Origin of the sequence: Mycobacterium sp. D16Q13 (genome assembly GCF_002013375.1) — a bacterium.
Lineage (GTDB): Bacteria > Actinomycetota > Actinomycetes > Mycobacteriales > Mycobacteriaceae > Mycobacterium.
The window spans coordinates 79,362-102,230 of the sequence record NZ_MAEW01000003.1 but is presented as its reverse complement, the minus strand read 5'-3'; the positions used below and the strand labels follow the sequence as shown (position 1 = coordinate 102,230).

The 22,869-nt window shown below is 64.5% G+C and carries 19 protein-coding genes; 13 read left to right on the top strand and 6 right to left on the bottom strand.

The window, feature by feature from the left end; all coding sequences use genetic code 11:
* Positions 1–4: 4 nt before the first annotated feature.
* The gene (locus B4400_RS03160; protein ID WP_078308465.1) at positions 5–1,597 is read right to left on the bottom strand and encodes an FAD-binding oxidoreductase; all 1,593 of its coding nucleotides are present in this window, start codon (positions 1,595–1,597) and stop codon (positions 5–7) included.
* A 63-nt stretch (positions 1,598–1,660) separates the two neighbouring features.
* Between B4400_RS03160 and B4400_RS03155 the strand changes: the two genes are divergently transcribed.
* A complete protein-coding gene (locus B4400_RS03155; RefSeq protein ID WP_078308466.1) occupies positions 1,661–2,260 on the top strand; it encodes a TetR/AcrR family transcriptional regulator in 600 nt (199 codons plus the stop codon).
* Between the two features lie 20 nt (positions 2,261–2,280).
* Positions 2,281–3,726: a glycerol-3-phosphate dehydrogenase/oxidase gene (locus B4400_RS03150; protein ID WP_078308467.1), complete on the top strand. Its 1,446-nt coding sequence runs from the start codon at positions 2,281–2,283 to the stop codon at positions 3,724–3,726.
* On the opposite strand, the gene B4400_RS03145 is transcribed toward B4400_RS03150, so the two are convergent.
* The 4 genes from B4400_RS03145 to B4400_RS03130 all read right to left on the bottom strand — a co-directional run bounded on the left by B4400_RS03145 (position 3,705) and on the right by B4400_RS03130 (position 8,062).
* Complete coding sequence (locus tag B4400_RS03145; protein ID WP_078308468.1) at positions 3,705–4,565, bottom strand: cyclopropane mycolic acid synthase family methyltransferase; 861 nt, start codon at positions 4,563–4,565, stop codon at positions 3,705–3,707. The genes B4400_RS03150 and B4400_RS03145 overlap by 22 nt on opposite strands.
* Before the next feature lie 179 nt (positions 4,566–4,744).
* Positions 4,745–5,689 carry an alpha/beta fold hydrolase gene (locus B4400_RS03140; RefSeq protein ID WP_078308469.1) on the bottom strand — a complete coding sequence of 315 codons (945 nt, stop codon included), beginning with the start codon at positions 5,687–5,689 and terminating at the stop codon, positions 4,745–4,747.
* A gap of 1 nt (position 5,690) precedes the next feature.
* Entirely contained in the window at positions 5,691–6,995 is a 1,305-nt protein-coding gene (locus B4400_RS03135; protein WP_078308470.1) for an ABC1 kinase family protein, read from the bottom strand.
* A 107-nt stretch (positions 6,996–7,102) separates the two neighbouring features.
* On the bottom strand, positions 7,103–8,062 hold the full coding sequence (locus B4400_RS03130; protein ID WP_078308471.1) for an alpha/beta fold hydrolase: 960 nt from the start codon (positions 8,060–8,062) through the stop codon (positions 7,103–7,105).
* A 277-nt stretch (positions 8,063–8,339) separates the two neighbouring features.
* Here B4400_RS03130 and rplJ point away from each other — a divergent pair, with 277 nt between their 5' ends.
* The 3 genes from rplJ (at position 8,340) to B4400_RS03110 (ending at position 9,700) form a co-directional block, all read left to right on the top strand.
* Positions 8,340–8,867 (top strand): 50S ribosomal protein L10, encoded by a 528-nt coding sequence (gene rplJ / locus B4400_RS03120; RefSeq protein ID WP_078308472.1) that lies wholly within the window; start codon positions 8,340–8,342, stop codon positions 8,865–8,867.
* 64 nt (positions 8,868–8,931) lie between these two features.
* Positions 8,932–9,318 carry a 50S ribosomal protein L7/L12 gene (rplL, locus tag B4400_RS03115; protein WP_070952067.1) on the top strand — a complete coding sequence of 129 codons (387 nt, stop codon included), beginning with the start codon at positions 8,932–8,934 and terminating at the stop codon, positions 9,316–9,318.
* Between the two features lie 85 nt (positions 9,319–9,403).
* Positions 9,404–9,700, top strand: a complete 297-nt coding sequence (locus tag B4400_RS03110; RefSeq protein WP_078308473.1) for a hypothetical protein — start codon at positions 9,404–9,406, stop codon at positions 9,698–9,700.
* Between the two features lie 7 nt (positions 9,701–9,707).
* On the opposite strand, the gene B4400_RS03105 is transcribed toward B4400_RS03110, so the two are convergent.
* Positions 9,708–10,463, bottom strand: a complete 756-nt coding sequence (locus B4400_RS03105) for a TetR/AcrR family transcriptional regulator (RefSeq protein WP_078308474.1) — start codon at positions 10,461–10,463, stop codon at positions 9,708–9,710.
* Between the two features lie 49 nt (positions 10,464–10,512).
* On the opposite strand from B4400_RS03105, the gene B4400_RS03100 reads away from it, so the two are divergent.
* The 8 genes from B4400_RS03100 (at position 10,513) to rpoB (ending at position 22,844) form a co-directional block, all read left to right on the top strand.
* On the top strand, positions 10,513–12,006 hold the full coding sequence (locus tag B4400_RS03100; protein WP_078308475.1) for a carotenoid oxygenase family protein: 1,494 nt from the start codon (positions 10,513–10,515) through the stop codon (positions 12,004–12,006).
* On the top strand, positions 11,984–12,562 hold the full coding sequence (locus B4400_RS03095) for a nitroreductase family deazaflavin-dependent oxidoreductase (RefSeq protein WP_078308476.1): 579 nt from the start codon (positions 11,984–11,986) through the stop codon (positions 12,560–12,562). Before B4400_RS03100 ends, B4400_RS03095 begins: the two co-directional genes overlap by 23 nt.
* 51 nt (positions 12,563–12,613) lie before the next feature.
* Complete coding sequence (locus B4400_RS03090) at positions 12,614–13,210, top strand: DUF4126 domain-containing protein (protein WP_078308477.1); 597 nt, start codon at positions 12,614–12,616, stop codon at positions 13,208–13,210.
* Positions 13,211–13,291: 81 nt separating this feature from the next.
* Complete coding sequence (locus B4400_RS03085) at positions 13,292–14,662, top strand: MFS transporter (RefSeq protein WP_070952071.1); 1,371 nt, start codon at positions 13,292–13,294, stop codon at positions 14,660–14,662.
* Positions 14,663–14,865: 203 nt separating this feature from the next.
* A complete protein-coding gene (locus tag B4400_RS03080; RefSeq protein ID WP_078308551.1) occupies positions 14,866–15,993 on the top strand; it encodes an ABC transporter ATP-binding protein in 1,128 nt (375 codons plus the stop codon).
* A 90-nt stretch (positions 15,994–16,083) separates the two neighbouring features.
* Positions 16,084–18,264 (top strand): molybdopterin-containing oxidoreductase family protein, encoded by a 2,181-nt coding sequence (locus B4400_RS03075; protein ID WP_078308478.1) that lies wholly within the window; start codon positions 16,084–16,086, stop codon positions 18,262–18,264.
* Complete coding sequence (locus B4400_RS03070) at positions 18,261–19,037, top strand: class I SAM-dependent methyltransferase (RefSeq protein WP_078314457.1); 777 nt, start codon at positions 18,261–18,263, stop codon at positions 19,035–19,037. Before B4400_RS03075 ends, B4400_RS03070 begins: the two co-directional genes overlap by 4 nt.
* Before the next feature lie 318 nt (positions 19,038–19,355).
* Entirely contained in the window at positions 19,356–22,844 is a 3,489-nt protein-coding gene (gene rpoB / locus B4400_RS03065) for a DNA-directed RNA polymerase subunit beta (protein WP_078308552.1), read from the top strand.
* Positions 22,845–22,869 lie beyond the last annotated feature (25 nt).

The window sequence follows — 22,869 nt, the reverse complement described above, 5'->3', positions numbered from 1 at the left end:
GGCGCTACTCGCTAACAGGAATAAGCTTGCCGGGGTTGAGAATTCCCCGCGGATCGACGGTGCGCTTCACCGCCTGCAGGATCTCGATGCCGAGCTCGCCGACCTCATCGGCAAGCCACGGCTGATGATCGCGTCCGACAGCGTGATGGTGCGTGATGGTGCCGCCCGCGGTGACAATGGCATCACCCGCCGCCTTCTTCGCCTTACCCCATTGGATCATCGGATCCTCGGCGGCCGCGCACACCACGGTGAAGTAGAGCGAGGCGCCGGTGCGATAGGTATGCGAAATGTGGCACAAAACCAATGGTGGAGTGCCTTGGACGCCAAGGGCTTCGGAGAGTGCTGTAGTGACCGCCGTACGTAGGGTGGCCAGGTTCCGCCATGAGGTCGCGGTCTCCAACGTCTCCACCACAGCGCCCGCATCGATGAGTGCATCGCGCAGGTACGGTGCATCGAACCGGCCGTGATCCCAGGCCTTGCCGGGCTCGTCGCCGAGCGCGGTGCCACCGGCCGCGGTGAGAACGGCCGCTACTTCGGCCGAGCGGGCCTCAACGTGCCCGCGGGTGCCCTCGACCGTGGTGATCGCCAGCACTCCGGTGGCGGGGTTCTTCCCGCCGATGTCCTTGGCCAGCGCGAGATTGAGCCCGCTTTCGGCTTCATCGGACAGCCGCAGCACGGTGGGTGCGGCATCGGACTGGACCAGCGTGCGCAGCGCCTGAGCCCCAGCATCGAAGGAGGGGAAGGACCAACCCTGGTACCAGGTGTCTTCGGGGAGTCGGTGCACGCGCACGGTCACCTCGGTGATGATGCCGAGTGCGCCCTCGGATCCCAGGAAGAGCTGCCGCAGGTCCGGGCCGGCCGCCGAGGCGGGCGCCCTGCCCAGATTGAGATCACCGCGCGGTGTGGCGATCCGGACCGCATCCACCATCGCGTCGAAGCGCCCGTATCCGCTGGAGGCTTGCCCGGAAGAGCGAGTGGCGGCGAAACCGCCGATGCTCGCGAACCGGAAGCTCTGCGGAAAGTGTCCGAGCGAAAAACCTTTGGCGCCAAGGAGTTCTTCGGCCTTGGGCCCGGTCGTTCCGGGCAGCAGCACGGCCGTTCCGGATTCCTCGTCAAGGGAGACCAGGCCGGACATCCGCCCAAGGTCCACCGCGATGACTGCGGTGAATTCGCCGCGCTCGGGGTCCAGCCCGCCGACCACGCTGGTGCCGCCGCCGAACGGTACGACCGCGATGGCCTGCTCACCGCAGAGCGTGAGGAGTGCGGACACCTCGTCATGCGATGCCGGGTAGACGATGGCATCGGGCGCCTCCTGGACGCCGGCGGAGCGCCGGCGCAGCAGGTCCGGGGTGCTCTTGCCGCCCGAGTGTCGCAGCCGGGAACCGTGATCGGTGCGCACATGCTCAGCGCCGAGCAGATCCGACAGGGCGGTCAACTGCTCGTGGGTGAGAGAGCCGGGGGACAGGGTGACGGTCGATTCGTCGCGGCTGACCGGATCCCGTTCGGGAATGCCCAGCGCAGACGCCAAGAGCGTCTTCACCTCAGGTGAGAGAGTCTGTCGTTTTTCGGCCACGCCCCAGGCGTCCCACTCCATCATGCGTTACAGTATTACATACGATGGCAAGTTGTAACGCAGATTTTCTGGTGAAGGTGAGGTGACATGACGGTCGAGACGACAGACATCGCCGGGGTCGCGGAGGTCCCGGCGGATCCCGTCACTGAACGCATCCTGGATGCCGCGCTGTCCTGCGTCACCGAGTTCGGGGTGCGTCGGACCACACTGGTGGAGGTCGCCAAGCGTGCCGGTGTCAGCCGTCCGTCGGTGTATCGGCGCTGGCCCGATGTGCGCTCCCTGGTCGCCGATCTGCTGACGCGGGAAATGGCCTCGATCCTGCCCGCGACCGGACAGGGGCATGCGCGCGATCGCCTGGTCCAGTCGGTGGCAGGTCTAGTCACCCAGGTGCGTGAGCACTCGATTTTCGCGGCAATCCTGCGGTCCGATCCCGAACTCCTGCTGACCTACATCGTGCGGCGGTTGGGCACCAGCCAGCGCGCACTCATCGGCTGGACCGCGCTGATCATCGCCGAGGGTCAGGCGGACGGATCGATTCGCGCCGGCGGCCCTGAGCAGATGGCGGCGATGGTGCTGCTGATCGGCCAATCGGTTCTCCAGTCGGCGCGCATCGTCGCCGACATTCTCTCGCCGGATGAGCTGGTGAATGAATTGGCCGCTGCCATAGACGGATATCTCACGGCTTGATCCGCCCCTTAGGAGAGTTCATGACAACCCAGCTCAACAGCACACGACGCAGTGCCGATCTCGCCGCGCTGGCCGGTGGCGCTCCGGTTGACGTCCTCGTCATCGGCGGTGGTATCACCGGCGTCGGAGTGGCACTCGACGCGGCGAGCCGCGGCCTGCGTGTCACGCTGGTCGAGAAGCACGACCTTGCCTTCGGCACAAGCAGATTCAGTTCCAAGCTGGTGCACGGCGGATTGCGCTATCTTGCGTCGGGTCAGGTGGGTATTGCCAGGGAAAGCGCGATCGAGCGGCACATCCTCATGACGCGTACCGCCCCGCACCTCATTCACCCGCTCGCGCAGGTGGTTCCGCTGCACCCGGCGGTGAGCATGTTCAGCCGGACCCTGGTGCGGGTGGGATTCGTCGCGGGGGATGGGTTGCGCAAGCTCGCGCACACCTCGGCCGACGTGCTGCCCCGCTCGCGCGCGATCGACGCGGGTGAAGTCATCCGCCGGGCGCCGACCGTGCGGCGCAACGGACTTCGCGGTGGATTGATGGCCTTCGACGGGCAGCTCGTCGACGATGCGCGGTTGGTGGTGTCCATCGCGCGCACGGCGGCGGGTCTGGGTGCCCGCATCCTCACCAGAGTGTCCGCCGAGCAGGTCACCGGCGACGGCGCGGTGCTTCGCGACGAGCTGACCGGCAATACCATTGCGGTACAGGCGGGTTTGGTCATCAATGCCGCCGGGGTATGGGCCGGCCAAGTCGACCATGACATTAAGCTGCGTCCTAGCCGTGGGACACACCTGGTGTTCCGCGCGGCAAGCTTCGGCGGACTTACCGCCGCCCTGACTGTTCCGGTGCCCGGCACGATCAACCGTTTCGTGTTCGCCCTGCCCGCCATCCACGATCGGGTATACCTCGGGCTCACGGACGAGCCGGCGCCCGGTCCTGTACCGGATGTGGCCGAACCCTCTGCGGAGGAGGAGCAGTTCCTCCTCGACACCGTGAATACGGTGCTGCAGACCTCACTGTCCGAATCGGATGTGGCGGGACGTTTCGCGGGGCTGCGACCACTTCTCGACGGTGATGACTCCGCGACCGCGGACCTGTCCCGTAAGCACGCGGTCCGGGTATCTGAGTCGGGTGTCGTCAGCGTGGTGGGCGGCAAGCTGACTACCTATCGCAAGATGGCCGAGGACGCCCTCGACGCGGGTCTGGAACGCCGGCCGCTGGCGGCCTCGGAGTGTGTGACGCAGAACCTGGCCGTGGTGGACGACTGGCCGGGTGCCGTCGGTACCCGGGTGGTCGACGATGTCGATATCACCTGTGAACAAGTCGAATTCGCGCTCACTCATGAGGGTGCGCTCGACACCGATGATGTCCTCGATCGTCGTACCCGTATCGGGCTCGTGCCCGCCGACAAGGAACTGGCCGTCGGCGCGGTTCAGGGCCTGGTCGACTCCTACTTCTCGCAGGTGAACTGAACTACGTCGATCCAGCCCTCCCGGAAGGCATCGGCGCAACCTGTCAGGTACTTGATGTACCTGTCGTAAACCTCTTGGGATTGAAGGGAAATCGCTTCGTCCTTGTGTGCGACCAGGTTCTCGGCCCAGCAGTCCAGGGTGCGCGCATAGTGGAGTTGCAGCGCTTGGTGGCGGGTAATACGGAAGCCCGCCTGCGCGGCATGCTGGTCCACCATCGGTATGGAAGGCAAACGACCACCAGGGAATATCTCGGTGAGCATAAAGTGCATGAATCGAACCCGCGACATCAGTAGCGGAACTCCCCTGCGCTTCAATTCCTCCGGGTGAAAGCTGACAATGGTGTGCAGCAACATCTTTCCATCGTCAGGAAGTATCCGGTGGGCCATCTCGAAGAAGCTGGCGTACCGTTCGTGGCCGAAATGCTCGAAGGCGCCGATGCTGACGATTCGGTCGACGGTGCCGTCGAATTCCTCCCACCCGGCCAACCGAACCTCGTGCGTACGCGAACTTTCAGTGGAGTCGAGAAGCTTGGTGACGTGCGTGAATTGGTTTTTGCTGAGGGTCAGGCCGATGACATTGACGTCGTAGTGCTCGAGGGCGCGTTTCAGGGTGGAACCCCAACCGCAGCCGACATCCAGCAGGGTCATCCCGGGCTCTAGACCCAGTTTTCCGAGCGCGAGGTCGATCTTGGCCTGCTGTGCCTGCGCGAGTGTCAGGCTCTCGGGCTCGAAGTATGCGCAGCTGTAGGTCCTACTGGGGTCGAGAAACAGCGCGAAGAAGTCGTCAGACAGGTCGTAATGTGCTTGTACATCAGAGAACTTAGGGGTCAATCTGGACATGCGAAGGCCTCTCGCGAGAGATGGCGCTGTGCCCCGAACGGCGCGCGTGCGATTGATCGGATCTAGGGGTGGCTGTTACCCCGTGCCGAGGTTAAAGCATGACCGCAGCAGGTACAAGGATTCCGCGCAGAATTAACAGCCAGCTTGATCCCGGCGAAATCGTTCCCTACGGGACCTAATTAGCGGTCCGCGGCCTCCGATTCCGTTGCGTCCTCTGCGGGCTCTGATCGGGCGAAGTTCTCGGTGAGCTTGGCAATGACCCGGTTCCACAGTGGTTCGGGCAGATCGTGGCCCATTCCGTCGATCAGTGCCAACCGTGCGCCGGGGGTGGCGCGAGCGATGGCGCGCGCACCCGAAGGACGCATCAGCTTGTCGGCCCTGCCGTGCAAAACCAGTGCGGGCGAAGTGATTCGGTTGTTGAATGGCACCAGGCTACCGGTCCCCATGATCGCGGCGAATTGCCGGGCGAAACCCTTGGGGTAGTAGCTACGGTCGTAGTACTCGGCAGCGTGTAGATATGACTTCGCCTCGGACTGGCGGTATTTCGGACTGCCGATGGTCCGGCCCACCTGCACGCTATTGGCGATGATCTGCTCACGGGTGGCGCCGGCGGGCGGCGGCGTCAACAGCGCCATCAGCTGACGTGGTCCGGGCGGCGGCAGGAACGGCTGGTTGTTGCTCGACATGATGATGCTGACCGTCTCGGTCCGATCAGGATGCTCGGCGGCGAAAACCTGCGCGATCATGCCGCCCATCGAAGCGCCCACGATATGTGCCTGCTCGATGCCGAGATAATCGAGTAGACCGGCCGCGTCGGCCGCCATGTCCACCAAGGTGTACGCGGTGCCGGCAATTTTCACTCCGGCAAGGAATTTCGCCATCGTGGGAAGGAGCGATCCGCCCCCGGCGCGCACCCCGTCCAGCTTGGTCGACAGGCCACAGTCCCGGTTGTCGAAGCGGATGACACGGTAGCCCTGGCCGGCGAGCTGCTGGCAGAACTCGGTGCGCCAGAACACCATCTGCGCGCCAATGCCCATGATGAGTAGCAGCGCGGGGTCGGCTGGGTTGCCGAACTCCTCGTAGCACAGCTCGATATCGCCGACCTTGGCGGTGCTGGCCGTCATCTCAGATGTCTCCCTCGCGGTTGTGCTCACGGCTGATGTCGACAATGAAGTTGCCGAAGTAGCCTGTGAGTTCGGGGTCTTCCATCATCTGCCAGCGCGGCGCCAGCAGCTTCATGTACCGCTCGACGTACAGGAATTGCTTGCCGATGAGTACCAGCTCACGCGGAAGCTTGACGTCGTATTGTTCAGCGAGTGCGGACAGCTGCTTGCCGATCTCCGAATATGACATGTCCCCAAGGGATTTCATGGTCAGGGGAGTGGCGAAGGCCTGCATGTCCTGGGTGCCCTTATCGGCGTCGCCGGGATTGCCGACGGCGCCCAACAGAACCACGATTTTGCCCGCGGCGCGATGATCCTTCTTGACCAGTAGCGCGTGAATCAGCTCGCGCAACAGCCAGCGGGTCCGTGGGTCGATGAATCCGACGATGCCGAAGTCCAGGAATACGATCCGGCCCTCGTGGTCCACGAGAAGATTTCCCGCATGCAGGTCGCCGTGGAACAAGCCTTGGCGCAGACCGGATTCGAACACCGAGAACAACAACGACTTCACCAGCTCGGTGCCGTCGAAGCCCGCCTTGCGGATGGCCGGCGCGTCGTCGATCCGGATGCCGTGCACCCGCTCCATGGTGAGCACCTTGGATGTCGTGTAGTGCCAGTGCACGTCCGGTACCCGGATGTTCTTGCCGAGCGACGAGGTGTGCAGGTGCTCCACCCAGGTCTGCATGGCCTGGCCTTCGGCAAGGAAATCCAGTTCCTCGGAAAGGTTTCCGGAGAAATCGTCCACCACGTCGCGGGCGGAGAGCATCCGGCCCACCTTGCCTAGTTCCAGTAGCGCCGCTCCGCGCTTCATGATCTGCAGGTCGGCCGCGACCCGGCGGCGGATCCCCGGACGTTGGATCTTGACCACCACGTCCTCGCCGGAATGCAGTGTCGCGTAATGCACCTGGGCGATCGACGCGGATGCGAACGGCTCGGAGTCAAAGCTGGCGAAGAGCTTTTCGGGTTCATCGCCGAGCTCGGAGATGATGAGTTCTCGAACCTGGGCTGAATCGGCGGGCGGGACGCGGTCGAGCAGGCCCCGGAATTCACGGGACAGCGGCTCGCCGAACGCGCCGGGACTGGAGGCGATGATCTGGCCGAGCTTGACGTACGTGGGACCCAGATCGGAGAAGGTCTGGGGAAGCTCGGCGATGACCTTCTGCTCGAAGCTGCCCTTCTTGGTGATCTTGCCCAGCACTCGGCCTGCGGTGCGGGCGACCTGCCAGCCTGTGGTGCCCAGCCGCGCGGCCTCGGAGAGCAACGCCACGCGCCCGAGCGGTGCAACCTGACGTCCACGGCCTTCACCTACGCTCCGGCCGGAACGTTCTTGGGCAGTCATGAAATGCAAGTGTGCCGCATCATGGCCGTGCGGCCCTAGTCAGTCCTGCACACAGAGCCCCGCGGGCGGGCGGTGCCCCTGTCGAAAGTTGCCAACAACTCTGTGGTCACGGGCTCCCACACGGGCTCGGGCAGATCGTGGCCCATGCCTTCGATGAGCGCGAACCGCGAGTTCCGGATGTTCTTGGCCACCACCCGCCCGTTCTGATACGGCACCAGCGGGTCATTGCGGCCGTGGATCACGACCGTCGGGGCGGTGATGGCGCGGGTGAAGCGCAGCAGGCTGCCGGTGCCGAGGATGGCATCGAATTGGCGCACGGTACCCACCTTGTAGTCGCTGCGGGCCCGGTGTTCCAGGATGCGCTGTCGCAGTGCCTCGCGGGAGGGCAGGTTGTCGGGCCCGTTGTAGACGATGCCGGTGTTCACCTCGAACTCGAGCCATTCCTCGGGCGTCGCGTTCTTACCTGGGGCCGTCATGGCGGTCTTGATGAGTGCCCAGGACGGCAACCGTGAGAATGGGCGGCCGGTCGCCGAGTAGATGATGCCGACGGAGTTGACGCGCTCGGGGTAGGTGCCCGCGAAGACCTGCACGATCATCCCACCCATCGAGGCACCCGCTATATGCACGGTGTCCAGGCCAAGGTGGTCGATGAGGGTACGGACGTCCTCGGCCATGTCGAGGAGCGTGTACGGGACCGCACTGCCCACGCCGAACGCGTAGCGGACCACCCGGCGCTGGACCGATCCGGGCGCCTTGTGCCCGTCCAGCTTCGTCGACAGCCCGCAATCGCGGTTATCGAAGCGGATCACGCGATAGCCTCGATCGAGGAGTCGCTGGCAGAACCCGTCCGGCCACATCGGGAGCTGCGCCGCTACACCCATGACGAGGATGACCGCGGGATCGCCCGGGTTGCCGAGGTCTTCGTAGAAGAGCTCGATATCGCCGTTACGTGCGATGCCTGATCGGGTGGGAACTTCGGAGGACAACGGCACCATTCCTGGATACCACGCCGTTTTGGATGATCGCCCCCATCTGCGGTAATCTCTCAGAGCTCCACCGAAGACCGTCGGTCACCTCTCGCGAGGTTGAAGGTTCAGGACATGTCCTGACGGCCCACGCAGGAGGACGAGGTTTAGACTCGCGGACCAAAAGTCCGCGGATTTTCACGCCCCGACCTGTCTGCGTCGGGGCGTTCGTCATTTCAGACTCCTTCTCGATCTCAGGCCGTCATGTCCCAGGTGCAGCGACCGAAACGAGATGAGGAGGCAATACATGGCCAAGACTGAAAAGGTCACCGCCGTTGCCGAGATCACCGAGCAGTTCAAGGATTCAACTGCGACCGTGATCACCGAGTACCGCGGCCTGTCGGTGTCCGCTCTGGGCACCCTGCGTCGCTCCCTCGGAGCTTCCGCCACCTACTCCGTCGCCAAGAACACGCTGGTCAAGCGTGCGGCTGCGGACGCCGGTGTGGAGGGCCTGGACGAACTGTTCAGCGGCCCAACGGCAATCGCGTTCATCAAGGGTGAGCCCGTGGACGCTGCGAAGGCCATCAAGACCTTCGCGAAAGAAAACAAGGCTCTGATCATCAAGGGCGGCTACATGGATGGCCGCGCCCTGTCAGTTGCCGAGGTTGAGCGCATCGCCGATCTGGAATCGCGCGAGGTGCTGCTGGCCAAGCTGGCCGGCGCGATGAAGGGCAACCTGGCCAAGGCCGCCGGGCTGTTCAACGCCCCGGCGTCCCAGGTTGCACGCCTGGCCGCCGCCCTGCAGGAAAAGAAGGCCAGCGAAGAGGCGGCGTAGAAGCGCCCCTTCGATCCGCCAGTACCAACCAAACCTGTTGTAAATCAAGGAAGGAACCAACATCATGGCAAAGCTGAGCACCGAGGAACTGATCGATGCTTTCAAGGAGCTGACGCTGCTTGAGCTGTCCGAGTTCGTCAAGACCTTCGAAGAGGTCTTCGAGGTCACCGCTGCCGCTCCGGTCGCCGTCGCCGCTGCCGGTGGCGCTGCCCCGGCCGCCGAGGCTGCCGAGGAGCAGAGCGAGTTCGACGTCATCCTGGAGAGCGCCGGCGACAAGAAGATCGGCGTGATCAAGGTTGTGCGCGAGATCGTCTCCGGCCTGGGTCTGAAGGAAGCCAAGGACCTGGTCGACGCGGCCCCCAAGCCGCTGCTGGAGAAGGTTGCCAAGGAGGCCGCCGAGGACGCCAAGGCCAAGCTCGAGGCTGCCGGCGCGACGATCACCGTCAAGTAGTTCGCAGTACGTTTCGAAACCTGGCCCCTGGGAGTCTTCGGACTTCCGGGGGCCGGTTTCGTTTTCACCCCGCACACTCGATTCCGTGATCGTCTCTCTGCTCATCGGCGTGAGCTGCTTCCTGCTGCTCCTCGCGGCGCTTCGCGCCCGGCGTCGTCGCACTCCCGAGGCGGTCGCACCCACGCCGCGAACGCAGACGTCCACCGATGACGAGCTACGCAGGCGACTGCTAACGCGTCTTGCCCGGGATATGCGAGCTCCCACCGCGACAGCGGTCCGTGCAGTGGCGGCCCTGCGGGATACCGCGGTGTCGGCACCGGCACCGACCACCGTGCCGATCAGCCACGAAGATCCCGACGAATTGTCCTGGGCGCCGCTCTAGATCGGCGCTAGGCCAGCGCGGCGATTCGGGCAGCGGCGTTGGCGGCCGAGCTGCTGAGCTGTTCGGGCGTATCGCCCAGTGCGATCAGCAGATCCGTGGTCATGGAGCCCAGTACCGGGCCGACCGCAGCGCCGTCTTCGCCCCAGAATCCGGCCAGTTCCAGCATGACAAACCCGTGCATGATGGTCCAGAACTTGGCGGCGGTCGCGGCGACCTTCGCGGCGTCGTCGGGTGAGCCGTCGATCCGGCCCGCGGCCATGGCGCGCTGCACGCTGCGATAGAGCTGTGTGGCGCTGGCGTGCTGGGGTGTCAGGTGCACGGTGTTGAACATGTTGCGGCTGGGGGCGTTGATGCCGTGCGCGCTCGTGACGCCGAACATCAGTCGGTACATGTGCGGGTGGTCGATGGCGAACTGGCGATAGACCATGCCCGTCACCATGAAATCGGCGATGGGGTCACCGGTCTGGGGCACGTCGGACTGTGCTGCGGCGAACTGGCGCAGGCCTTCCTCGGCTACCTCGGCGATGAGCTCGCTCATGCCACCGAAATAGGTGTAGACCGCCATGGTGGAGGTGCCGGCGGCAGCGGCGATCTTCCGCGTCTGCAGTGCATCGGGGCCCTGCTCGTTTAGCAGCTGCACTGCCGCGGATACCAGGTCGACCCGGGGATTGCGTGCGACGGCCCGGTCGTTTCCCTGACTGTTTCGCGGTATGGATGAGCTCATGGTCTTGCCATGTTCGCACAACGGGAGTAGGTTCACCATAACGGCGTAATAACGATGTTATGCCAGCCAGTCAGCCCTGGAGGACACGATGACCGCCACAGTCCAGCCCACCGCCGTGGAGAGCTTGTATCTGACCGGAGTCTGGGAGCCGGTTCAGCAGGAAGTGACAAGTACCGACCTGAAAGTCACCGGCACCATTCCGGACTACCTGGATGGGCGCTACCTGCGTAACGGTCCCAACCCGGCCGCCGAGGTGGACCCCGCGACCTACCACCTGTTCAGCGGAGATGCGATGGTGCACGGCCTGTCGTTACGCGACGGGAAGGCGCAGTGGTACCGCAATCGCTGGGTGCGCACCGCGTCGGTGCGCAAGGCATTGGGGGAGGCGGCGGTCGCCGTCGGTACCTCGGCCGGCACATCGCTGATCGGACCCAACACCAATGCGCTCAGTCATGCCGGTCGCACCCTGGCGCTGGTGGAGGGCGGTATCGCCAACTACGAGCTCACCGAGGAGCTGGATACCGTCGGGACCTGCGATTTCCAGGGGACACTGCCGGGTGGATACACCGCCCACCCGAAAATTGATCCCGATACGGGTGAAATGCATGCCGTCTCATACTCTTTCGCGCGCGGGAACACCGTGCAGTATTCAGTCATCGACGTCTCGGGCAGGGCCCGCCGTACGGTTGACATCAAGGTCCACGGTTCTCCGATGATGCACGACTTCACTCTCACCGAGAAGTACGTCGTCTTCTACGACCTGCCCGTCACCCTGGACACCTCGATGATCACCAAGTCGGTGCCAATGCCGGCGATTCTGCGCAAGCCCGCCCAGCTGGTCATGCAATCCCTGATTGGCAAGATCAAGATCCCCGGCCCGATCGCCGCCAGGGCGAGTCAACTCTCGGGGAAGTCGCCCTCGATTCCGTACTCGTGGAATCCCAAGTACCCGGCCAGAATTGGTGTGATGCCGCGTGAGGGAGGAAAATCCGATGTGCGCTGGTTCGAGATCGAGCCGTGTTACGTGTTCCACCCGCTGAACGGATACTCCGAGATGCGTGACGGCCAGGAAGTCCTGGTGATCGATCTGGTCCGTTATGACTCCATGTTCTCCGCCGACGTACTCGGCCCCAGCGATGCGCGCGGCCTGCTTGACCGTTGGGTTATCAACCTGGCCAAGGGCACCGTCACCATGGAGCGTCGTGATGACCGCCATCTCGAGTTCCCCCGGATCAACGAGCAGCTGACGGGTAAGAAGCACCGGTACGGATATCTGCCCTGCATTGCCGGGGCATTCGAGTCCGACGGCAAGGTGGACGGCAGCCTGGTCAAGTTCGATTACCAGACGGGCACCGACAGCCGGACTGCGCTTGATTCGCTCGCGGTGGGTGAGATGTCGTTTGTGCCGAATCCTTCGGGAACTGCCGAAGACGATGGTGTGCTCGTCGGGTTCGGTCTCAGCGCTGGGACGTCCGACGGCAAGTTCGTGGTGCTGGACGCACAGACTCTGGAGCTTGCGGCAACGGTCGATCTGCCACAGCGAGTGCCGGCAGGATTCCATGGGAACTGGGACCCCCGCTAAGACCGTGGACGGCCCCTTGCCGGAGTCGTTGCGCTACACGGACGGACGGTACGTGTTCGAGCGGCGACCGGGACTGGACACCACGGCAGCCCCGCTGGCAGAGCGCCGGCGTTTCGCCGGGGCGCTGCACGCGATACACCGGCCATGGTTCGCGATCCGGGTGCCTCGCGGGGTGGGCATACTGACGACCATCGGCAGAAGATCCGGGAGTCCGCGCATCACGTATGTCAAGGCGGTGCGCCACGGGGATAGGGCATATCTGGCCGCGATAACCGGTCGGCACACCCTGTGGGTCAAGAATATTCAGGCCAACCCGCAGGTAAGCCTGAGGCTCACCGACGGAACGTACTCCGGGGTGGCTCGGCCGATCGCACCCGGCGACCCGGTGTATGACGCGGCTCGCGAGCGATTCTGTGGTGTCGTACATCCCTTCGATTACGTCGAAAACATGTTCCACCGCACGGGCTTGCCATCGCGACGCAAGATTGTTGAACTGCATCGCGCCTGGTTCGAGGGCGGGACACCACTCGTCGTCGAACTCGACACACGCGCGTGACGCCGTCGGGAAATCGCCGCTGAAACCGCGCGATCGCGTCACACTCGTGACATGGAGATCACCTCGGCCATCAGCGCCATCCTCGGGGCGTTCGGGCTCTCGGGTGCCGCCGGACTGAACGCTTGGCTGCCGCTGCTCGCGGTGGGTGCCGCCGACCGATTCGGGTGGATCGAGCTCGGGCAGTCGTACGGCTGGCTGTCCTCCACTCCGGCGCTGATCGTCCTTGCGGTCATCTTCGTGCTCGACCTCATCGGCGACAAGATTCCGGCCCTCGACTCGGTCCTGCATGCGATCGGCACATTTATCGCACCGGCGTCGGGAGCCATTCTGTTCACCGCGGAAACGAGCCTTTCCGCGAATCTGCCACCGGCGGTAGGCGCGATTCTCGGCGCCATCACCGCCGGCAGTGTGCATGCCGGCCGAACGGTCGCACGCCCCTTTGTGACGGGCACCACTGCCGGCGTGGGGAATCCAGTGGTCTCGACCGCTGAAGACGGCACCTCGCTGGTGCTGACGATCCTCGCTTTGGCAGTGCCGATTCTTGCGTTTGTCGTGGTGCTGGTGCTTGCGGTCGCACTGGGATGGGTGGCCTTCCGGGCGATCCGCTGGGCGCGTGGCAGGCGCAGAACCGACTCGGCCGGCCCGTAGATAGCTCTCGCGATAACGGCTATCGCAGGACGAATGTGGATGGGGCTCATAGAGTGATCAAGACGAGAGAATGAAGGTGACATGAATCTGGCCGTACGGCACGTCTTTATCGCTTGCGCCGCGCTACTGGTGGCGCGGGTGACCATGCTGGACCACGGTCTGGCGGCGGTGTGGGGAGTGGACCGGGGTGATGACGCCCTTGGCACGGTGGAGTGGGCGACCGTCGCGGGTGACGTGGTAGCAGTGGTGACATTGCTTGTGTTCGCCCGGTTGGGAAATCACATTCGGCCGACGACCTTCCTGGCCGCCGGACTGGTGATCCTGGGCCTATCGACGGCCGGGTCGTTGATACCGGGATCGGCGACACTACTTGCCTGGGTCATGCTGGTTTCGGCATTGGGCGCTGGGCTGACCGTGGTGGCCTCGATGCTGATCGTGCTGCATTCGACACCTAGACAGGGGCGTGGTCTGTCCTTGGGATTCTGGGTGGCCATGTATCCGTTGGCCATGCTGGCGGGTCAGGTTTTGGATATCAACTCGCCGCAGAACTGGCGCCCGATCACCTACGGGATCCTCGCGGCGACCGTCGTGGTGCTGGTGGTGGTTCTCACCCAGCCGCACCGCGAATTCGTCGGCACCTTCGACACCTTCGACCTCGTTGGCGCCCTGCTGTGGCTAGTGGGGGTATCCGCCCTGGCCTGGCTCCTGATCGACGAAGCCTCGCCGGTGCGCGCCGCGATCCTCGCGATCGTCGCTGTGGTGTCCTTCGGTGCGCTCTTCGCGCAGACGCGGCGCAGGGGCTCGGCGGCACTGATCGCCGCGGACGTGCTGACCCGTCCGGTTGTGCTGGCGGCACTGTTGGCCATCACCGTGCTCACCTTCCTGGTGCGGTTCGCCGACTTCGATCATGCGGCCATGTGGTGGTCGATCGATCGCGAGCAGGCACCCTCAGATACCCCCGCGTTCGCCCTCTTCGTCTCCGGACTGGTCTTGGCTCCGGTCGCCGGGTACCTCATCGACGCGGGCAAGCGCACGCTCGTCGCGGTGCTGGGCGTGGCGTTGCTGGTGGCCGGAGTGGTGGCGACCGTCATCGAACTGGATGCCGCGACGACAGAGGGCGGATTGTTACTGGGCTTGCTGCTATCCGGGGCTGGTATCGCGACGCTGGCCGTCTACCTTTTCTACGCGGTGTTCCATGGGGTTTCGCCGGTGCAGCTGACGGTGGTCGGGGGCCTGGCGGTCACAGCTTCTGCGCTGGGTGTAGTCCTCGGTCAGTTCGTTCGGCAGCGTGCCGAGGTGGATCTGCTGACCGGATATGGCCTCGCCCATCCGAGTGTCTTCGCCGACATCGTCGGGCTGATCGTCGTGCTCATCGCGCTACTGGCCGGGGCACTGCTCATCGTTGAGCGTCGACGGCATGCATCTACGGACGCGGAGCCCGCCGACAAGTAGTCGTGGACGCGAGGGCGGGCGGACTCGCGGAAGACCGGCAGTAGCGTGCACTAGACGCGTAGTGCCTGGTTATCACAGTTAGCCAGTCGATGGGCTGGTCTGGGCACAAACGCGATGCAGCTCCTGGGCATGCGCTAAAGTGATCCGAACCACAGCCTGGCCGGGTTGGTGGTGAAGTGTGCGTGTCGCGGAAGGATCGCCTGGTGGGTGCAGAAGTCTCCGTTGAGGGTTTGACCAAGTCCTTTGGTTCACAACGAATCTGGGAGAACGTCAGCCTGTCCCTGCCGCCGGGTGAAGTCAGCGTGCTGCTGGGGCCGTCCGGTACCGGTAAGTCCGTCTTCCTGAAGTCGCTGATCGGGCTGCTGCGCCCGGAGCAGGGTGCCATCTACGTCGACGGCACCAACATCATGGAGTGCTCCTCCAAGGAGCTCTATGAGATCCGCAAGCTCTTCGGTGTGATGTTCCAGGACGGCGCGCTGTTCGGCTCGATGAACCTGTACGACAACACCGCCTTCCCCTTGCGTGAGCACACCAAGAAGAAGGAATCCGAGATCCGCGACATCGTCATGCAGAAGCTTGACGTCGTGGGTCTGACCGGCCACGAGACCAAGTTTCCCGGCGAGATCTCCGGCGGTATGCGCAAGCGTGCCGGCCTGGCCCGCTCGCTGGTGCTGGATCCGCAGATCATCCTCTGTGACGAGCCGGACTCCGGTCTGGACCCGGTGCGTACCGCGTACCTGAGCCAGCTGCTCATCGACATCAACGCCCAGATTGACGCCACGATCCTGATCGTGACGCACAACATCAACATCGCCCGTACCGTGCCGGACAACATGGGCATGCTGTACCGCCGCCAGCTCGTCATGTTCGGCCCTCGTGAGGTGCTGTTGACCAGTGATGAGCCGGTGATCAAGCAGTTCCTGAACGGCCGTCGTATCGGTCCGATCGGTATGTCCGAGGAAAAGGACGAGGCCACCATGGCCGAGGAGCAGGCGCACCTCGACGCCGGACACCACGACGGCGGTGTAGAGGAGATCGAGGGCGTACCGCCGCAGATTCAGGCCACCCCGGGTATGCCGGAACGTGCGGCTGTCGGGCGTCGTCAGGCGCGGGTGCGCGAGATCATGCACCAGCTGCCGCCCAACGCTCAGGCCGCGATCCAGGACAGCCTCGCCGGCACCCACCAGTTCCCTGTGCACGACTTCGGCGACGAACCCGCCGGTGTCACCACCGCCACGCTGGCGCCGCCGCAGACCGAGCAGCCCACCCAGACCATCAACACGGTCGACGACGACGCTCCCACGGGCCAGATCCCGCCCGTCCGGGGGTAGTAGCGGCCTCGGGGAATCCGGGGTTGATATTTGCGAACACGCGTTATCGAATAGGGGTCAGCCCTGTGACGTGTGAAAGCGGTGCCGACTATGACAGTCGAAACGAAAGCGACCTTCTGTCGTATCTGTGAGCCGCTGTGCGGGATGGTGGCCACGGTCGAGGACGGCAAGCTGCTCTCGCTACGTCCCGATAAGGAGAATCCGCTCTCGGCAGGCTTTGCGTGTCAGAAGGGCATTGCCTTCGCCGAGGTACATAACGACCCGGATCGGGTGACTGTCCCCTTGCGGCGCACCGCATCAGGCGAGTTCGAGCCGGTGGACTGGGAGACCGCGATGGGCGATATCGCGGCCCGGGTGCGCGATATCCACCACACGCACGGATCGGGCGGGCTGGCCTGGTACTTCGGAAACCCCGGGGCATTTAGCTACTCGCATGTCCTGTGGCTTCAGCTGATGACCAACGGGATGGGCGGGGGGTTTCACCTGTTCACGGCCGGCTCGCAGGACATCAATAATCAGTTCGTCGCTAGTCAGCTGCTGTACGGGTCGCCGCTGGTGTTTCCCATCCCCGACATCCCGCGTACCGACCTGCTGGTCGTGATCGGCGCGAATCCCGTTGTGTCACACGGAAGCGCGTTATCGATGCCGCGAATCAAGGACGGGATGCGCGAGGTGGTCAAGCGTGGCGGGCGTGTGCTCGTCATCGATCCGCGCCGTACCGAGACGGCCTCGGAGTTCGAGTGGATGGGTATCACCCCCGACGGGGACGCCTTCCTGTTGCTGTCGCTCATTCAGGTGATGTTCGCCGAGGGCCTGGTTGATCGTGAGCGAATCACTAAGCAAGCCAATGGAATCGATTGGATCGAGGCGGTCTCTCGAGAATTCACGCCCGAGTCGACTCGTGCGCAGACGGGGATCGACGCGGTGACGGTGCGCCGGTTGGCGCGAGATCTTGCCGGCACCTCCTGTGCGGCCGTGTATGGGCGCGTCGGGATCTGTCTCGGCGAGAACGGGACGCTGACGAGCTATCTGCTCAATGTCGTGAACCTCGTCGCCGGTAACGCCGATATCCCCGGTGGGCAGGTGTTCGGTGGGTACGGGATGCCGGGGGAGCGGTACGCCATGAAGGTCGCGGGCCGGGCACTCGGCGCGATCTACCGCCGTCGCCGCTCGCGCATCGGCGGTTTCCCCTCGGTGCTCGGATCCGAACCCGCGGCCCTGATGGCCAAGGAGATCACCACGCCGGGAAAGGGCCAGGTGCGCGGGTTGTTTGTCAGCGCCGGAAACCCCGTGCTCTCGGTGCCTAACGGTGACGAACTCGAAGGCGCCCTCAGGCAGCTCGATCTCATGGTTGCGATCGACCTCTACGTCAACGAGACGAATGCCCACGCGGACTACATCCTGCCGGCCACCACCATGTATGAGCGCGACGATTTTCCGGTCGCCTTTCCATCGATGCAGCCCACTCCGTTCCGGCAGGCCAGTGAGGCTGTGGTCCCCCCGGCAGGCCTGGCCAGGCAGGAATGGGAGATCATCGACGATCTGACGGCGCGGCTGTGGCGCATGACCCCGCTGTTGGGCGCGGTCCAGGGCGTTCGCAAGCTGATGTCGCTGTTCGGTAGGCGCCTCACTCCGCGCCCGATGATCGACATGGTGATTCGCCTCGGGGAGGGCGGTGACTGGTTCGGGCTGCGGCGGGGCGGGGTCAGCTTCCGCAACCTGGTAGAGCAGCATCCCCACGGCAAGGTGGTGGCGCCGATGGTGCCCGAGGGTGGCCTGCGGCGGGCGGTGGTGCACCGCGGCGGCCGAGTGCGGCTGCAGCACAACGATATAGAGCGCGAGATCGCTTCGCTGTCCCGGCGGCGCAGCGATCCGGACTACCCCCTGCGGCTGATCGGGATGCGGGAGATGCGGTCGGAGAACTCATGGATGCACAACTCGCCGATGCTCATGCGTGGCGCGCGGATGCAGCGCGCTCAGCTTCACGTCGACGATGCCGAACGTCTGGGGATCGCCACCGATGACCGGATCCGGATCAGCTCGGCGCACGGAGAGATCGAGCTGCCCGCCGTGGCGACCAAGGACATCGTTCCCGGCGTCATCGCCGTACCGCACGGGTGGGGCCATAACCGGGGCGGTGCGTGGCAGACCGCCAATGCGAACCCCGGCGCCAACGTCAACCTGCTGATGTCCAGCGAGCCGGCGGACCTGGAGGCGCTGGCCGGGATGGCACGGCTTAACGGGGTGCCCGTCAGGGTGGAGCGCGTGTGACGGGTGCGCAGGGCCGAACGCCCGGGGCGGGTAGCGCCGTGCAGCAGATCGAAGGGCTGCTCACGGTCCCGGTGCGCGCTAGGAGCGAGGGCTACCTCGATGTCATGGGCCCCCAGAACGTCTGCTTGCACCGTGGACAGCAGACGATGCAGAACGCCGTTTTCAGCTGGGTGTACGACAGGTTCTGGCGGTCGTTCGCGTTCGCGGTCCTGACCGCGCGGTCGGGAACCCACGAGGCTCAGCGGGCGCTGCACTTGCTGGCGATCGAGCCGGGCGACCGGGTGCTCGATGTCGCCTGTGGGCCGGGAAACACCGCACGCCGGGCGGTACGGTCGGTCGGTGTAGGCGGATTGGTCGTCGGGCTGGATGCTGCGGCAAACATGCTGGCCGAGGCGGTGGCCAACCCTGCGCACCGGGCGCAGGCGCGACAGCTCGGATTCCTGCGTGCCGACGGACTGCGGTTGCCGTTTCCCGACGACACCTTCGACGCGGTGTCCTGTTACGGCGCGCTGTACTTCATGGAGGACCCGGATGCGGTGGTCGGTGAGATGATCCGAGTGCTCAGACCGGGTGGGCGGATCGCCATTCTCACCTCCTGCCTGCGCGGGCCCGCGTTCACCCACGGGCTTCAGCGTCTGTTCGCGCGACCGATGTCCTTTCGCATGTTCGACCGTGTTCATTACCCGCTTCTGCTCATCCGCCACGGGCTGACCGACCATCGGCAGTACGTCTCCGGGCTCAGTCAGACGCTCGGCGCGGTCAAGCCCGGCTGAGGCGGCCGAAATAGCAAAAAAGAAACACCGAAAATACTGGCGCTATCTCTTGACGGGCGGCGCGTGACGAGTCACTCTGTTTGGCAGCACGGACGTTTGCGAATGCAGTGAGGCCGCCAGCCAGCACTGATCCGCAGATTTGACCGGGCAGTTGAAGGCTGCGCGATAGTACGCTATTGTTAGACGTTGCGCTGGCTGCCTCCTGCCCACCTTCCCTCGCCACGACGGTGTTGGTTCATGTTGTGATCGATCGGGTGTGTGTTTGGTCGTTGCTTGCGCAAAACAACGCAGATGCGCGGCAACACTGGAGGACCGATCTTGGCAGTCTCTCGCCAGACTAAGACCGATAACGCAACTACTAACTCCGTACCTGGGGCGCCCAGCCGACTGTCCTTCGCCAAGCTGCGTGAACCGCTTGCGGTTCCCGGCCTGCTCGATGTGCAGACGGATTCTTTTGAATGGCTGGTTGGCTCACCCCGGTGGCGTGAGGTTGCGACTGCTCGCGGTGAGGTGAACCCGACCGGCGGCCTTGAGGAGATCCTCACGGAGCTCTCGCCGATCGAGGACTTCTCGGGCTCGATGTCGCTGTCATTCAGCGACCCGCGCTTCGACGAGGTCAAGGCACCCGTCGACGAGTGCAAAGACAAGGACATGACGTACGCGGCTCCGCTGTTCGTCACGGCCGAGTTCATCAACAACAACACCGGCGAGATCAAGAGCCAGACGGTCTTCATGGGTGACTTCCCGATGATGACCGACATGGGCACCTTCATCATCAACGGCACCGAGCGTGTGGTCGTGTCGCAGCTGGTCCGTTCGCCCGGCGTCTACTTCGACGAGAACATCGACAAGTCGACCGAGAAGACCCTGCACAGCGTCAAGGTCATCCCCGGCCGTGGTGCGTGGCTCGAGTTCGATGTCGACAAGCGCGACACCGTGGGTGTGCGCATCGATCGCAAGCGCCGTCAGCCGGTCACCGTGCTCCTGAAGGCGCTCGGCTGGACCAACGAGCAGATCGTCGAGCGTTTCGGGTTCTCCGAGATCATGATGGGGACCCTGGAGAAGGACAACATCGCCGGTCCCGACGAGGCGCTGCTGGACATCTACCGCAAGCTGCGTCCGGGCGAGCCGCCGACCAAGGAGTCCGCGCAGGCCCTGCTGGAGAACCTGTTCTTCAAGGAGAAGCGCTACGACCTGGCCCGCGTGGGCCGGTACAAGGTGAACAAGAAGCTGGGCCTGGGTGGTGCTAACCCGGCTCTGGTGACTGCCACCACGCTCACCGAGGAAGACGTCGTCGCCACCATCGAGTACCTGGTGCGTCTGCACGAGGGCCAGACCACGATGACCGCCCCCGGCGGTCTCGAGGTTCCCGTTGAGGTCGACGACATCGATCACTTCGGTAACCGTCGTCTGCGTACCGTGGGCGAGCTGATCCAGAACCAGATCCGGGTCGGCCTGTCCCGCATGGAGCGCGTCGTGCGTGAGCGCATGACCACGCAGGACGTCGAGGCGATCACCCCGCAGACCCTGATCAACATCCGTCCCGTCGTGGCGGCGATCAAGGAGTTCTTCGGAACCAGCCAGCTGTCGCAGTTCATGGACCAGAACAACCCGCTCTCGGGTCTGACCCACAAGCGTCGTCTGTCGGCGCTGGGCCCGGGTGGTCTGACCCGTGACCGCGCCGGCCTTGAGGTCCGCGACGTGCACCCCTCGCACTACGGCCGCATGTGCCCGATCGAGACTCCGGAAGGCCCGAACATCGGCCTGATCGGCTCGCTGTCGGTGTACGCGCGGGTTAACCCGTTCGGCTTCATCGAGACGCCGTACCGCAAGGTGGTCGAGGGTGTCGTCACTGACGAGATCCGCTACCTGACCGCCGACGAAGAGGACCGCCACGTCGTGGCGCAGGCCAATTCGCCGACCGACGAGAAGGGCCGCTTCACCGAGGAGCGCGTCCTGGTGCGCCGTAAGGGTGGCGAGGTCGAGTTCGTGCCGTCGACCAACGTCGACTACATGGACGTCTCGCCGCGCCAGATGGTGTCGGTCGCGACCGCGATGATCCCGTTCCTGGAGCACGACGACGCCAACCGCGCACTGATGGGTGCCAACATGCAGCGCCAGGCGGTTCCGCTGGTGCGTAGCGAGGCCCCGCTGGTCGGTACCGGTATGGAGCTGCGCGCTGCCATCGACGCCGGCGACGTTGTCGTCGCGGAGAAGGCCGGTGTCATCGAAGAGGTGTCCGCCGACTACGTCACCGTGATGGCAGACGACGGCACCCGGCAGAGCTACCGGTTGCGCAAGTTCGCGCGATCGAACCACGGCACCTGTGCCAACCAGCGCCCGATTGTGGACGAAGGTCAGCGGGTCGAGATCGGTCAGGTCATCGCGGACGGTCCTTGCACCGAGAACGGCGAAATGGCCCTCGGTAAGAACCTGCTCGTGGCGATCATGCCGTGGGAAGGCCACAACTACGAGGACGCCATCATCCTGTCCAACCGTCTGGTTGAAGAGGACGTGCTCACCTCGATTCACATCGAAGAGCACGAAATCGATGCGCGTGACACCAAGCTGGGCGCCGAGGAGATCACCCGGGATATCCCGAACGTCTCCGATGAGGTGCTGGCAGACCTCGACGAGCGCGGCATCGTCCGCATCGGCGCCGAGGTCCGCGATGGCGACATCCTCGTCGGCAAGGTCACCCCGAAGGGTGAAACCGAGCTGACCCCCGAGGAGCGCCTGCTGCGTGCCATCTTCGGTGAGAAGGCCCGCGAGGTTCGCGACACCTCCCTGAAGGTGCCGCACGGTGAGTCCGGCAAGGTCATCGGCATCCGCGTCTTCTCGCGTGATGACGACGACGATCTGCCTGCCGGCGTGAACGAGCTCGTTCGCGTGTACGTCGCGCAGAAGCGCAAGATCTCCGACGGTGACAAGCTGGCCGGACGCCATGGCAACAAGGGCGTCATCGGCAAGATCCTGCCCGTCGAGGACATGCCCTTCCTGCCCGATGGCACCCCGGTCGACGTCATCCTGAACACGCACGGTGTGCCGCGTCGTATGAACATCGGCCAGATCTTGGAGACCCACCTGGGGTGGGTGGCCAAGACCGGCTGGAACATCGAAGGCAACCCCGAGTGGGCGCAGAACCTCCCCGAGGATCTGCAGTCGGCCCCGGCCGACACCCGCACGGCCACCCCGGTGTTCGACGGTGCCCGCGAGGAGGAGCTGACCGGACTGCTGTCCTCGACGCTGCCCAACCGGGACGGCGAGGTCATGGTGGACGGCGACGGCAAGGCGCGGCTGTTCGACGGCCGTAGCGGCGAGCCGTTCCCGTATCCGGTGACCGTCGGCTACATGTACATCCTGAAGCTGCACCACTTGGTCGACGACAAGATTCACGCGCGTTCGACCGGGCCGTACTCGATGATCACCCAGCAGCCGCTCGGTGGTAAGGCGCAGTTCGGTGGTCAGCGATTCGGTGAGATGGAGTGCTGGGCCATGCAGGCCTACGGTGCGGCATACACGCTGCAGGAGCTGTTGACCATCAAGTCCGACGACACCGTCGGTCGTGTGAAGGTCTACGAGGCGATCGTCAAGGGCGAGAACATCCCCGAGCCGGGGATCCCGGAGTCGTTCAAGGTTCTGCTCAAGGAACTCCAGTCGCTGTGCCTGAACGTGGAGGTGCTCTCGAAGGAGGGAACCACCATCGAAATGCGCGATGGCGATGACGAGGACCTGGAGCGCGCTGCCGCGAACCTGGGAATCAACCTGTCCCGCAACGAATCTGCGTCCATTGAGGACTTCGCCTAACCGAATTCTATCCCGCAAGGGGAAA